Source organism: Nitrososphaera sp. (assembly GCF_050748925.1).
Lineage (GTDB): Archaea > Thermoproteota > Nitrososphaeria > Nitrososphaerales > Nitrososphaeraceae > Nitrososphaera.
Genome location: NZ_JBOGQF010000049.1, coordinates 1 through 12662 on the forward strand (window position 1 = coordinate 1; position 12662 = coordinate 12662).

Sequence of the window (12662 nt, forward strand, 5' to 3'; positions counted from 1 at the left end):
GTCTCGAATGCTTGTCTGGTGAAGCGAGCCGTCTATGAAGTTGTCGACTTCTACTGATAGTGCAATTGAAGCAAGCACTATAAAGAAGATGAATATTTTCTTCAGCCTTTGGATTTCTACTTCTCTCGGTATCAAAGTAGGGATTTGTGCCATTGGCGCCATTCTTACTCCGGGAGAATGTATTAAATGTATCCACTAATGGATACTATAGTAATTTAGTTCTATAGTCAGCTATTATCAGCACATATTACATCATAACGATATATAATCGTTAATTGCCGAAAAAAAGAGATACTTGAAAAGCCCTATTGATACTGCCGTCGATGTCTGCTATTGTCTCTAGCCAAATACGCGTTTAATTAATCATGGCGAATACGGCCGATCCTGCGATGCAGCCATTTTGACAAGACCTAAATCTGTCGCGCAGCAAGTGCATGTGCTTGCACGCCTTTCGCCATGCCTTTACCGTCGATGCAGACATTGACCGAGTCTGGGGCTTTTACACGGACGTTGGGCATCTTGAAGTCGTCACGCCAAAGCGGTTGAAACTGAAGGTAGAAAGGTCGACGACCGGAGAAAAGCTGCAGGAAGGGACAGAGCTGTGGATATCTGCGCAACTGGTGACAAGGAGCACGTGGCACTCTAGGATAATCCGCCTTGCTCCATACACATACGTTGACGAAATGCTGGAAGGCAAGTTCCCGCACTGGAAGCATACGCACGTTTTTCGCAAAACTGAAAGTGGCACCGAAATTCTGGATGAGATCGAGCTCTTGCTGCCGTATGGCGCGCTAGGCAGGATGTTTGAAGGCTATGCCGGCAAGCAGCTGTCAAGGATTTTCAAGTACAGAAAAGATGCCACGATAAACGCGCTCAGATGACCTTGACCGATTTTGCCAGCGCCCTTGCCGACTCTTTATCCATCCTTACCTTGCTCAATATCGTATAGCGGTCGGGCCTGAGCGACTGCGCCTTTACCAGCGCACCTATGACCTGCTCTTCTGTCAGGCCAATCTGCCTTGCTCTCGTAGGCGCTCCCATGTTGCGCAGCGTGCCGGCGACCTTTTCCCAGTCGAGGCCGTGCAGCTTGGCCATCATTATCGTGCCAAGGCCGACGCGCTCGCCATGCAGCCCACAGTCGGACCCAGCGACGTATTCTAGCGCGTGCGAAAACAGGTGCTCCGCGCCAGAGCATGGCCTGCTGCTGCCTGCGATGCATGCCGCCACCCCTGCGCTTATCAGTGCCTCTACGATGGTGCGGATGCTGAAACTGTCCCTGCCCTTTAATTTCTCTGACTCGTCCAGTATTATCTTGGCACTCATGTACGCAAGGTTTGCTGCGTAACTGCCGAAATATTCGCCCTTTTCGTCCCTTGCAAGCTCCCAGTCCTTGACTGCCGTTATCTTGGCGACCAAGTCGCCGCAGCCGCCTGCAAGGAGCCGGGGAGGCGCCTGCGACAGCAGGTGCGTGTCTGCGAGCACGCCGATGGGCGTGTTTGCCTTTATGGAATGGGGCTTGTCGATGCCTCTCACGGAAACAAACGGGCTAGAAATTCCGTCGTGCGAGGCAGACGTCGGCACGCTCAGAAATGGCAGGCCGAGGCGGTACGCGGTCATTTTCGCTACATCGACTGACCTGCCGCCGCCAAAGCCAATGATAAAGTCCGGGCCGTCCTTGCCTATCTTGCCGTAAAGCTTGTTGACCGTGTCCATGGACGCGTCGCTTACGACGTACCACCTGCTCTTTAGCGACGCGCCGGTTAGCGATGCGCTGCATTGGCCGCCCGCCCTCTTTTTCACTATCCTGCCGGTGATCACAGCTACCTTGGAAGTGCCCCCAAGCGACCTGACAAGCGCGCCGGCCTCTGAAACCACGCGCTCGCCTATCAGTATCTTTCTTGGCAGCTCCATCATGTGCGACGGAGCCAGAGCCGCCTTACTCGTCATTGTCGCCAGAAGTCTCTGCCTCTGCATTTGGCGGCAGCGATTCGATGCTGCTGTTGCCTTGGACGATCTCCGCCGACGCATAACCAGAGCCGACGTTTATTATCCTCACCTTTACCCTGTCCCCCACCTTTGCCCCTGCCACGAACACGACGAGCCCCTGGACCTTGGCGACGCCGCTGTCGCCCCTCCTGCTCATGGACTCTACCTTGACGTCATATTCGTCGCCGACCTTGACCGGCGACGGCCTGAAAGGCCGCGTGCCTCCAAAGCGCCTCGGGCCGCTGAAACGATCTCCCCTTTCCAAATCGCCTAGTGGTAGAGCAAATTGATATTTCAACTTTATCGCACAAATATTTAATACTGGCTGTGCACACCCTTGCATTATCTAGCCTGCATCTGTGTTATTGATGCTTGCTGCGCAAGTTAGTGATTAAATGCACCGTAGACAGCCGGACAAGGACTCTGAAGGCCAGAACATAATGGCAGTCATACTGCAGAGTCTTCCAAAAGAGTCCGGGCTCACCAAGATAGAATACGAAGGCCCCAAGATCGCGCTCTATTCGAGAAACCCTGCGTACCTGATGCAGAACAACCAGCTAATCTCCAACATGGTCAACACCATAAAGAAAAGAATAGTGGTGAGGACCGACGAGTCGATACGCAAGCCGCAGACCGAGTCTGCCGACATCATCTCTAACGCCATATCAAAGGAAGTGGGCGTCGCCGGCACGTTCTTTGACCCCGTGCTTGGCGAGGCCGTCGTCTTTGCGAGCAAGCCGTGGATGCTCGCGCAGACCGGCGAGGAGTTCGACAACATCGACCTTGCAGAAAAGACCGGCTGGCGCGTCAGGATACGAAAGGCGCCCCGCAGCATGGCCGCAATTGAAAACATGTACAGGATAATGGGCGAGACCGTGGCCGAGCGCACCCGCTTTTACAGAGAAGTCGGCGACAAGATATTCCGTGACAGGCTGGGCGACGTCGCGGAGGCGAGCCTGACGACCCTCGGCGGCTTTGCAGAGGTCGGCCGGTCGTGCATACTGCTCACGACGCCTGAAAGCAAGGTCCTGCTCGATTGTGGAATAAACGAGACTGCCAAAGACTCGCTCCTGGGACTTCCCCGCTTTGACGTCGCCGGCATCGGAATGGACGAGATAGACGCCGTCGTCCTGACGCACGCGCACCTGGACCATGCGGGTTTTATCCCCGCGCTGTTCAAGTACGGCTATGCCGGGCCGGTCTATTGCACCGAGCCGACGCTCCTTTTGATGTCGATACTGCAGTACGACTTTGTCAAGAGGGCTAAAGGTCTTTACGCTGACCGGGACGTCGAGCAGGCGATGGTGCACACCATACCGCTGACGCACGGCATAGTCACCGACATTTCGCCGGATGTAAAGCTGGTGCTTTCAAACTCGGGCCACATACTCGGGTCAGCGTCGGCGCACCTGCACATCGGAAACGGCGACCACAACCTCGTTTATACTGGCGACCTGAAGTTTGGCAAGACACTCGCCCTTGACAACGCGTCGTGGAACTTTCCACGCGTAGAGACGATGGTGATAGAAAGCACATACGGCGGCAAGGAAGACATTGCCTGCCCCCGGGAGGAGGCCGAGGCCAACCTTGCAAGGTCAATATCTGCGGCCGCGCAGACGGGCGGCAGGGTGCTCATACCGGTCCCGGCGGCCGGCACCGCGCAGGAACTCTTGCTTACCCTTGACTACTTAATGAAATCCGGCAGAGTGCCGCAGGTAAAGGTGCTTGTTGAAAAGCTGGTCTCTGAAGCGACGGCCATCTATGAGGCATACCCCGAGTTCCTGTCGCGTGAGCTGAGATCGCGCATTTCCGAGTCAGAAGCGAGCCCCTTTGGGGCGCAATTTACCACAGTCGAGTCGCAAAAAGTGGCGCAGGGCGAGCCGGCCGTCATACTGGCGCCGTCGTCCATGCTAGCAGGCGGGCCGTCGGTCTCGTACCTGCAGCAAATAGCCAGCGACCCGACGAGCAAGCTGATCCTCGTTTCATACCAGGCGCCTGACACGCCCGGCAGGATGTTGCAGGACGGCAACAGGCAGGTCGCAATCGAAGGCGGGACGATATCGGTCCGGTGCCAGGTCGAGCGCATAGACGGCTTTTCCAGCCATAGCGACTACAACCAGCTCATGGCCTACGTCAGCAGGCTGCGGCCGAAACTCCGCAGGGTGCTCGTGAACCACGGCGAGCGGCCCAAGGCGCAAAATCTGGCCAGCTCGATAAACAAGATATTCAAAATACAGACCCAGCACCCGCTGGTGCAGGAAGCCGTAAAACTACTTTAGGTCGTAGGCGCCGCGCCACACCTTGACGCCCGGCGGCGTCAAAACTATGCGCTCCTCTCCAAGCCTTGCAATGTCTCCGCCGATTGACTGCGCATAGGCGTAAAGTTCCTCAACCACCTTTCTCAATTCCTCAACGTCCTTTTGCGCCAGAGGGGTGACCCTCAGTATGAGGATCATGTGCTTTTTGATGTCCTCTTTGATGGACGAGAGGTCGCTGACATCCCTTAAGGTCAGCGCCTTCAGGTACACTGGGGGCTTGTGAGTAGTGGTTGATTTGTCTGCCATCTGCCTAGCAGTAGGTCAACTTCCCACGCGCTCTCAATAGTCGTGGTGGTCAAAAGTCGTTCACACGATTGTTGATTTTCGTCAAAAATAGGGGATCCGGCCCAAAAATCAGATGCGGATCGAGTCTGCCCACGCGATATCCGCCGGCGCGGCCACGATCTCTTGCTCTGCGCCGTTTATGGTCGTCCTCAGCGCCGAGCGGGCATCCTTGGGCGCATCAGAGTACCGCAGGACAATGGACGCAGCGGTGGCAATTGCTGCCTCGTCGTGCTTGCCCCGCAGTATGCAGGTCGGGCCAACATAGTCCTTGGCTTCAAGGACGACGTCTCCCTCTTCTGCGAGCGCCTTTACCACCTCGTTTTCGTCCTTGTTCCTGCCGACGACCAGCTTGGCATCCTTTGTCAGCCGGAAATGCCTTCCAACCTTCAAAAGTTCAACGTCGTTGATGGACGGGATGTCGGCTGCGTGCTCCATAGCGTCTTCTATGCGCTTTGAAAACGCGGGATCGGTGAGCAGGCAGCCGCCTGCCGCGTTTGGCGGCTCGTGCACGCCAAAGTGTTTGGCCATGGCCAGCTGCCCTTTGCGCGACCTGCCCTTGATGTCGCCCATATTCTCCCTGTTTATCAGGCCGTCTTTTTCCGCGTCAGTGGGCGGGAGGTGCTTTGCCGATAATGGCCGCAATACCTTGCCCTCGAGCCCCGCTTCATTCTCGATGATGTTGAGTGCGCGGTTGTTCTGGCTCATGGGGCGCTGGAACAGCACCTCGCCGGTAACCACAAAGTCCGCGCCAATCTTTTCCATGTGCTCCTTGGCGGCATTGTACATCATGCCCCTGCAGTCGATGCACGGGTTCATGCCCGAGCCGTAGCCGTGCTTGGGGTTCTTTAGCATCTTCAGGTACTCTTCGCCAAAATAGACCGTCTTTAATTTCACGCCCAGCTCGTCGGCCACTTCCTTTACCCTGTGGCCGCAGCCCTTGCCGCAGTCAAAATCACAGAAAGGCGTCTTTATGGCCACTGCCTCGACTTCGACGCCCTGGTCAAGCATCATGCGAATTGCAAGGTTGCTGTCAAGGCCACCTGAGAGCAACGCTACCGCCTTTGGCTTTTTCTCTTCTTTGCCTTCCTGCGACATTATGCGAAAATTTTGTCGTCTAGGGTATAAAAATGTGTATATCGCAGGCGCGCACCTAAATGCCCGTTCTGCACATGTCAGAACATGTTATACTGCAAAAAGCACGGAAGGGGAAAATATAGCAGGCAGTTTGACGCCTGCTATTGCGCCAAATGCGACAGATGGCTTGAAAGAAGGTGCCCTGACGTCCGGTATTGCCAGCTGTGCTCGGCACGGCCAAGAAGGCCGGCATGGCAGGCTGCGGATAAAATATGTGTGTTCCCCGCCTCTGACCCACACGCTTTCACAGGTATATAGCCTTGAGACTCCTCTGCATGCTCTTTGACGGGGGCATGGTACCTTGGCCTGCTGGGTATTTGTGCCTTGCCTATATGCAAAGCAGCGCCGAGAGGTCCACTTCAAACGCGGCCACCGGCACGCGCAGCCTGAAGTTGTCTATGGCAAGCGGCGTTATTTCACCTATCGCGCCTACCTCCTTGCCGCCTGCTGTTATGATGGCGTACCTGCCCTTGATAAACAGCGGGTCGGATGATGCCCTTGTCGACACTGAGAGGCCAAACGCAGCGAGAAGGGCCTGCAGCGCCGACTTGCCCTCCGTATATCCTGCCTCGCCATGGGCAATGACGGCTGCAGCCTTCCAGCTTTCGCCTATCTTGCCGTCCGTCTTGCCAAACACCTTGCCTATCTCGAACAATTTCTGGGGATACTCTTCATGCACGTTTCTTGAAAGCGACTGCAGCAATTGAGGTATCAACGAGTCGCGCAACACTTCGTGCTCGGCGCTTTTCGTGCCGTCAACAGCCAGTATATCTAGAGGCTGCCGCCCTGCAAGGCCGTAAAGAGCCTGCCTGCTAGCAAGCGAAGAGTTGAACACTTCGAGCATCCCCAGACCAGACATTGCCTGGCGCACTGCGTCAAAATATGCAGATTGTATGGAGCGCTGCCCTGCAGTGACTGCCGGCGGAAACGCTGGCTGCATGTTGTAGATGCCATAGCCTATCGCGACTTCCTCCGCGATATCTATCGGGTGCGTGATGTCGACTCTGTAGCGCGGGACAGTGCATGTTATGGAATTTTTGTTTGCCCTTGCATCGAGCCTGCTCTTTCTCAGGCACTCGACCATCTGCTTTGGAGTGAGCGCAAGACCAAGTATGCTGTTAACATAATCAATATCGACTCGCATCTGCTCCGGCCTGACGTCCGGCGTGACGACCTTTTTGCCGTCGTCGATGGCGACTGTCTGTATCTCAAACCCCGCGTCGTGCAACGTGATCGCTATTACCGCAAGCGCGTCTTTCGCCGCCTTTATGTCGATTGCAGTGACTTCGACAAACAGGTTCTTGCATTTCGCGTCGACTTTGGTGGCGTCGCCGTTGATTATTGGCGGGAACGAAAGGACGGTGCCTGCGCTGTCAATTATGATGGGATATTTTCCCGCAAGAAGGTGGCCGTACGCCCTGCCTGTTTCAGTGTCTTGCAATATCTGGTTAACAGTCTGGCCTGCCGATCCGCCGAGGGGCACAAAGGCAAAATCGCCCTTGACAGTCGAATACCTTACCGGGAACTTTATTGCATCAAAATTGTGGATGCCTATCGACGCCTTTTTCCTGCGCCTGGAGATGCCGTTGTGCAGGTCCTCCTGCATGGCGATTATCTGCTTGATGGTCTCGTCGTCCAGTTTTCCGTTCTTTGCGACGAGCGCGACGACATGAGGGCGTACCTTCTTTACCGACCTGTCGACCTTGATTGCCGCACTGCTCTTTGATACCTTGAATGCGGGCATTCCCAGCTTTATGCCCGTCAAGCCTTGCAGCGCCCTTGCTATGCCATAGTCTGACGAAAAGTCGGGCCTGTTTGGGTTATACTCTACCCTTACAACTTTTCCGTCGTCGCCTTCGATATCAAGACCGACGAACGGCAGCATTTCTAGCGCCTTTTCCAGCTTGACGCCGGGCAGGAACCTTTTCAGCCTGTCAATCGAGACGTTTACAACTGGCATCTTGGCACGCTCCTGAGCCATGCAAGCCTGTTGCCGTACAGTTCGCGCACGTCGTCAAGGCCGAACCGCAGCATCGCTATCCTCTCCAGCCCGCCGCCCCATGCAAGCACCGGATTCTTGATGCCGAGTGGTCTTGTGACCTCTGGCCTGAAAATCCCCATGCCAAACAGCTCGACCCATTTTTCCAGCTTTTCATTGTAGACCATGCTCTGGAGCGACGGCTCTGTGTAGGGAAAGAACGTCGGCCAGAACTTGATCTTCTTTATCCCCATCTTGGCGTAGAATTCTTTTTGCAGCCCCATTATGTCGCGCAGTGACGCCTTTGGCACGGTCGCCACGCCTTCGACCTGGTGGAACTCTACCAAATGCTTGTAAGACACTTTTTCGTTGCGAAACACCCTGCCGACGGAAAAGAACCGGGCGCTTTCCGGCTGCGTCTTTGCCAGGTGCCGCAGCGTTACGGGCGTCGTGTGCGTGCGCAGGACGATGCGCTCGGCTTCATCCCTGTTCCATCCGCCCCAGCCAGACTTGTGCACCGCCGACACTTTTTTTATCTGATCATCTGTTGCCGGCACCGGCTGGCGCTGGCCAGAAACATAGAACGTGTCCTGCATCTCCCTTGCGGGGTGGTCCTGTGGTGTGAATAATGCGTCAAAATTCCAGAACCCCGACTGGACCATCGGGCCATCTATCTCTGAAAAGCCGAGGCCCACAAAGATCTCTTTGACCTCTTCAATGATGTCAACGAGTGGATGTCGCCTGCCCGGAAATACTGAAGGCGCCGGCGCCTCTACGTCGAGCGCGCTAAACTCGACGTCCTTCCATCTGCCTGACATGATAAGTTCTGACGTCAGCCGGCGTTCCTGCGCCTTTTCGCTTTCAATAGCTGGCAAAATCTGCCAGCCTGCGTCGGTCAATAAAATCTGTGATTCTTTTTGACTTTCAATCTTAACATAATCAGGACGTTTACTTAATAGGTTGAGCCCTAACTTTTCTTCATCGGATAGTTCATAATCTGAAATTGAATTTGCGTTTGATATCTTGAATCTCTGAATTAATCTTTCTTCTGGCGAGAGATAGGCTGGGGACTCGGCGTTGGGATTGAGTATGATAGTTTTTCCTTCAAACCTTATCCAATCATTACGTTTTGCACCAGCAATTGCAGCATTTACTTCCTCTCTATCTAATGCCCCACTTGCTATAATGTCCTCAATTGTTTTATTGCCATCTTTTACTGAGTCAACCAGTCTTCGTTCCGGCAAACGTTTTTCATTTTTTACTTTTAATCCATTTACATCAAGCGAAATTGTGGATTCTGTACGTTCTGTTATCGATATCAGATTTTTGAACTTGAGCCACTCAATTCCTCGTCTAACTTGGTCTGTTGATAATTGTGAACCTACAAGTTTTCCATTAGTTGTCTTGCCGTTTGCTGCAGCTAGTGTCCTCAGTATTGTCTTCTCGATTGGGTGTAGCACCGGCGAATCGCTGCTCATTGGAGTTGACACGAAAGAAGACTTTGTGAACTTTCTACCATATTTGTAGATTCTTCCTGCTTCATAGATTCCCTCAGAATCTCTACAGGCGTAACTTCCCGCAGTTCCTGCGGTAGAAAGCAAAAGCCTCTTCGTTTTATGTTTAGGCTTGCGTTGTAATCTCTATCGATTACTAACCCACACCCGTCGCATTTATGAATGCGAACGGCCAGAGATTTTGGAACGTTTCTTGCACATCTGGAACATGCAACTGAAGTATTTTTGGGATTTACATCGATGGTCATTTTTGCTTTGTATTCTGTCAGTGTTTTGAATGTCCCCCACCCTGAGTCTAACACATGTCTCGCTAAATGACTGTTCTTAACCATGTTAAGAGTGTGTAGCCTCTCCAAGAATATGATGTCGTACTTCTGTGAATAGTAGTGAGATGCTTTATGTGCGAAATCTCTCCTCTTGCGCTTGATTCGCTGGTGCAAAATTTGCAGCCACGTCTTTGCCTTATTCCAGTTGTTTGATCCTTCTCTTCTTCTTGACAGTCTGCGATTTGCTCTTCTTAGGGGTTTCATTGTCTTGGTTAGGTAAAGGGGATTGCTTATCGTATGATTGTCAGAATCATGTGAGAATTTAGTTATACCTACATCAATTCCAACTGACCTTCTGGGATCAATAAACGTGAATAAGCGGTTGGAAACTTCGCAGCAAATGATTGCATACCATTCGTTTGTTTCCCTTAAAATTGTAATTTGTTTTATATGTTGTACGAGCCTGTGAAGTCGTAGCTGTATGTAGCCGATTTTTGATAGCCAAAGTAGATCTGTGTTTCCATGTCTCACTATCTTAAACCCAGATTGGTTGTATGTAAAAGAGTTGGAATCTTTTGATTTTGCGAAAGCAATTTTGCCCGTCTTGTGTCCATTTCTCTGCAATACTTTTAGCGCTTTCCTTGATCCATCTATCCTATGAACAACCATCTGCAACATTTTGGAATGAAAGTTCTGCAGCCAAGGTTCCTCCTCCTTTAATTCTGTAAGGGCGAACTGCATATCTTGCAGTGACATAGTCGGATGGTTGAGAAAATAGTTATACACCCAGCGTGATGTTTCTAGAGAAACTATTAGTTTTCGCTCTTGATGATCGGTAGGATACAAACGAAACCTGTAATTTCTCATAAAGCGCGACACTTACTGTTCTTAAACAGAATGATCTCCTTCCTAAATACTTTTAAATGTTGATCTAATGATGCTGCACAAGGATGGATCCAGAGCCAGATGCCCCGCAGGAAAACGGCGACTTTAAGGTCACGCCGTGGGAGGTCGAAGGCGAGGTCGACTATGGCCGGCTCGTGGAAAAGTTTGGCACGCAGGCAATAACGCCGGAGCTGTTGCAGAAGGTAAAGAGGATGGCTGGCGAGGTCCACCCGATGCTAAAGCTGGGCTACTTTTTCTCCCACCGCGACTTTGACTGGGTCCTTGACCGAAAGGAAAAGGGCGAGGACTTTTACCTCTACACCGGCAGAGGACCGTCTGGCATGGTGCACATGGGCCACGTCATGCCGTGGATATTCACGAAATACCTGCAGGACAAGTTTGATGCAAAACTGCTGTTCCAGCTGACGGACGACGAAAAGTTCCTCTACGGCCCGGACAGGACGCGCGACGAAATCAGAAAATATACGTACGAAAACGTGCTTGACATTATCGCAATCGGCTTTGACCCTAAAAAGACGAGGATAATAGTCGACACGAAGCACATCTCTCACCTGTACCCGCTGGCGACAGAGATAGCGAAAAAGATCACATTTTCAACAGCCAAAGCCGTCTTTGGCTTTACAAACTCGACCAACATTGGCATGATAGGCTTTCCGCCGGTGCAGGCGGCGCCTTGCTTTCTGCCTTCCATAATCGAGGGCAAGAACACGCCCGTCCTGATACCTGCCGCAATCGACCAAGACCCGTACTGGCGGATGACCCGAGACGTTGCCGACAGGATGGGCTACTACAAGCCTGCCCAGATACACAGCAAGTTTTTGCCCGGCCTCGGCATGACAGGCAAGATGTCGTCGTCAAAACCAGAGACCGCGATATTCACCACAGACGAGCCCGAGGTTGTGGACAAAAAAGTGGCGTCGGCGTTTACCGGCGGCCAGCCGACGGTCGCGCTACAGCGCCAGCTGGGTGCCAACGCCCTTGGCTGCCCAGTGTTCTGGTACCTGCGCTACTTTTTCGACACTGAAAAGCAGTCAGACGAGCGCATGCTAAAGTGCAAGAGCGGCAACCTGCTGTGCGGCGAGTGCAAGTCCGACCTTGCAAAGGGGACCAGGCCGTTCATTGCGGAATTTAAAAAGAGGCGGGAAAAGGCCAAGGACGTTGTTGCGATGTTTATGTACGACGAGAAGCCCCTAGAGCCATGAAGCTGAGATTCGAGTGCGACGGCAGCTACGAGGCCGAGAAACTCGCGGCCCTGGTCTCGGTGCAAAAGGACGACAGCAACTATGTCGCCGGCGTCGCCGCAGTCATCGGGAGTGAAATCGTGATAAAGCTAAAAGACAAGTCGTCGCACGCGGTCGTGATGAAGGACAGAGACAACGTCGTCAGGCTAAAGGCGCTTCTTGACGACTTGGAAAAAGGCGCCGCCGTAATTGTCGGAAGCGACTATTCCGGCGCGGTGGCGGAAATAACGATAAAGGACTAGCGAAGCTCCTTGTTCATCTCGTCCGTCAGCACTTCTTGGATCTTCCTAAAGTAAAGGCCGGTAGAGTAGGGCATCATGGGCACGTATTCTTCGATGACCTGCATGACGTACGGCACCGCCCTCTTTGAGACGTCCATCTTGAACTTCATCCACAGTATCCTGTCCTGCTCAAAGTGGACCTTGTCCTTGAGGTGCTCTGGCACCCTTTCTATCGACTTGTCCTCGATGCGCTTGTACCAGTAGGCCAGCACGTCGGGGTCGAGGCCCTCGCGGAGGTTCTTGACAGACGTGTTTATCTTGCTCTCTGCAAACCCTATGGGGGTATCTGGAAACGACACGGCCTTTTTTGCAAGCGGAAGATAAAATCCAGCTAATCAAAGTTATTTGATTACCACTGCTACAAAAAGCTAGATCATTTCGTAATATTTCTCGAGCCTTGCGGCCACCTTCCTGACGTCGTGGTTTTCCTCGGCATAGGCACGCCCTGCCTGCGCAAGCGCCCTCTGCGCCTTTTCGTCACTGACAAGCCTGGCCAGGTCTTCCTGGAAGCTCTCCTTGGTGGTCCTGTAGACCGGGGGCCTGTGTTTTTCGTAGAGCTCGTCTGACACGTAGGCGATGACCGGCTTGCCAAGCGCCATCGCTTCCAGCTCAAACTTGCCAAACCAGCCAATGTCCGGCAGAATCTTGCCGACCACGATGTCCGAGCTCGCAATCATCTTCAGCGCGTTGTCAAACGTCTGGCGCAGGACGTGCACCGTTTCTATCATTCCCTGCTTCTCAAGGCCCGAAAGG

13 protein-coding genes and 1 pseudogene are annotated in these 12662 nt (G+C 53.1%); 4 read left to right on the forward strand and 10 right to left on the reverse strand.

The window, feature by feature from the left end:
• A pseudogene (locus ACREAY_RS05665) lies at window positions 1-153 on the reverse strand (methane monooxygenase/ammonia monooxygenase subunit C); the annotation flags it as partial.
• A gap of 287 nt (window positions 154-440) precedes the next feature.
• Here ACREAY_RS05665 and ACREAY_RS05670 point away from each other — a divergent pair.
• Entirely contained in the window at window positions 441-881 is a 441-nt protein-coding gene (locus tag ACREAY_RS05670; RefSeq protein WP_431754791.1) for an SRPBCC family protein, read from the forward strand.
• On the opposite strand, the gene ACREAY_RS05675 is transcribed toward ACREAY_RS05670, so the two are convergent.
• Window positions 874-1947 carry an NAD(P)-dependent glycerol-1-phosphate dehydrogenase gene (locus ACREAY_RS05675; protein ID WP_431754792.1) on the reverse strand — a complete coding sequence of 358 codons (1074 nt, stop codon included), beginning with the start codon at window positions 1945-1947 and terminating at the stop codon, window positions 874-876. The genes ACREAY_RS05670 and ACREAY_RS05675 overlap by 8 nt on opposite strands.
• Complete coding sequence (locus ACREAY_RS05680; RefSeq protein ID WP_431754793.1) at window positions 1937-2251, reverse strand: TRAM domain-containing protein; 315 nt, start codon at window positions 2249-2251, stop codon at window positions 1937-1939. Before ACREAY_RS05680 ends, ACREAY_RS05675 begins: the two co-directional genes overlap by 11 nt.
• 130 nt (window positions 2252-2381) lie before the next feature.
• Here ACREAY_RS05680 and ACREAY_RS05685 point away from each other — a divergent pair, with 130 nt between their 5' ends.
• The gene (locus ACREAY_RS05685; protein ID WP_431754794.1) at window positions 2382-4265 is read left to right on the forward strand and encodes a beta-CASP ribonuclease aCPSF1; all 1884 of its coding nucleotides are present in this window, start codon (window positions 2382-2384) and stop codon (window positions 4263-4265) included.
• Here the strand turns inward: ACREAY_RS05685 and sepF are convergent.
• From sepF to ACREAY_RS05710, 5 genes are all read right to left on the reverse strand, one after another.
• On the reverse strand, window positions 4257-4550 hold the full coding sequence (sepF, locus tag ACREAY_RS05690) for a cell division protein SepF (protein WP_431754795.1): 294 nt from the start codon (window positions 4548-4550) through the stop codon (window positions 4257-4259). The two genes, ACREAY_RS05685 and sepF, sit on opposite strands and share 9 nt — an antisense overlap.
• Window positions 4551-4658: 108 nt before the next feature.
• On the reverse strand, window positions 4659-5684 hold the full coding sequence (locus tag ACREAY_RS05695; RefSeq protein WP_431754796.1) for a tRNA (5-methylaminomethyl-2-thiouridylate)-methyltransferase: 1026 nt from the start codon (window positions 5682-5684) through the stop codon (window positions 4659-4661).
• A 367-nt stretch (window positions 5685-6051) separates the two neighbouring features.
• Window positions 6052-7683, reverse strand: a complete 1632-nt coding sequence (gene pheT / locus ACREAY_RS05700) for a phenylalanine--tRNA ligase subunit beta (RefSeq protein WP_431754797.1) — start codon at window positions 7681-7683, stop codon at window positions 6052-6054.
• Entirely contained in the window at window positions 7671-9179 is a 1509-nt protein-coding gene (locus ACREAY_RS05705; protein WP_431754798.1) for a phenylalanine--tRNA ligase subunit alpha, read from the reverse strand. Before ACREAY_RS05705 ends, pheT begins: the two co-directional genes overlap by 13 nt.
• Window positions 9176-10348, reverse strand: a complete 1173-nt coding sequence (locus ACREAY_RS05710) for an RNA-guided endonuclease InsQ/TnpB family protein (protein WP_431754799.1) — start codon at window positions 10346-10348, stop codon at window positions 9176-9178. Before ACREAY_RS05710 ends, ACREAY_RS05705 begins: the two co-directional genes overlap by 4 nt.
• A gap of 83 nt (window positions 10349-10431) precedes the next feature.
• On the opposite strand from ACREAY_RS05710, the gene ACREAY_RS05715 reads away from it, so the two are divergent.
• On the forward strand, window positions 10432-11589 hold the full coding sequence (locus ACREAY_RS05715) for a tryptophan--tRNA ligase (protein WP_431754800.1): 1158 nt from the start codon (window positions 10432-10434) through the stop codon (window positions 11587-11589).
• Complete coding sequence (locus ACREAY_RS05720) at window positions 11586-11870, forward strand: hypothetical protein (protein WP_431754801.1); 285 nt, start codon at window positions 11586-11588, stop codon at window positions 11868-11870. The genes ACREAY_RS05715 and ACREAY_RS05720 overlap by 4 nt, the downstream gene beginning before the upstream one ends.
• Here ACREAY_RS05720 and ACREAY_RS05725 read toward each other — a convergent pair.
• Together ACREAY_RS05725 and ACREAY_RS05730 are read right to left on the reverse strand one after the other, a co-directional pair.
• Window positions 11867-12208 carry a hypothetical protein gene (locus ACREAY_RS05725; RefSeq protein ID WP_431754802.1) on the reverse strand — a complete coding sequence of 114 codons (342 nt, stop codon included), beginning with the start codon at window positions 12206-12208 and terminating at the stop codon, window positions 11867-11869. The two genes, ACREAY_RS05720 and ACREAY_RS05725, sit on opposite strands and share 4 nt — an antisense overlap.
• A gap of 69 nt (window positions 12209-12277) precedes the next feature.
• Window positions 12278-12662: glycosyltransferase family protein (locus tag ACREAY_RS05730; protein WP_431754803.1), on the reverse strand; the 385-nt coding region annotated here is incomplete at its 5' end.

Bases quoted from the DNA above. Each gene is read 5' to 3' on its own strand.
- ACREAY_RS05720 (WP_431754801.1), top strand. From the start codon at position 11,586: ATGAAGCTGAGATTCGAGTGCGACGGCAGCTACGAGGCCGAGAAACTC.
- ACREAY_RS05715 (WP_431754800.1), top strand. From the start codon at position 10,432: ATGGATCCAGAGCCAGATGCCCCGCAGGAAAACGGCGACTTTAAGGTC.
- pheT (WP_431754797.1), bottom strand. From the start codon at position 7,683: ATGCCAGTTGTAAACGTCTCGATTGACAGGCTGAAAAGGTTCCTGCCC.
- sepF (WP_431754795.1), bottom strand. From the start codon at position 4,550: ATGGCAGACAAATCAACCACTACTCACAAGCCCCCAGTGTACCTGAAG.
- ACREAY_RS05695 (WP_431754796.1), bottom strand. From the start codon at position 5,684: ATGTCGCAGGAAGGCAAAGAAGAGAAAAAGCCAAAGGCGGTAGCGTTG.
- ACREAY_RS05675 (WP_431754792.1), bottom strand. From the start codon at position 1,947: ATGACGAGTAAGGCGGCTCTGGCTCCGTCGCACATGATGGAGCTGCCA.
- ACREAY_RS05705 (WP_431754798.1), bottom strand. From the start codon at position 9,179: ATGAGCAGCGATTCGCCGGTGCTACACCCAATCGAGAAGACAATACTG.
- ACREAY_RS05710 (WP_431754799.1), bottom strand. From the start codon at position 10,348: ATGAGAAATTACAGGTTTCGTTTGTATCCTACCGATCATCAAGAGCGA.
- ACREAY_RS05685 (WP_431754794.1), top strand. From the start codon at position 2,382: ATGCACCGTAGACAGCCGGACAAGGACTCTGAAGGCCAGAACATAATG.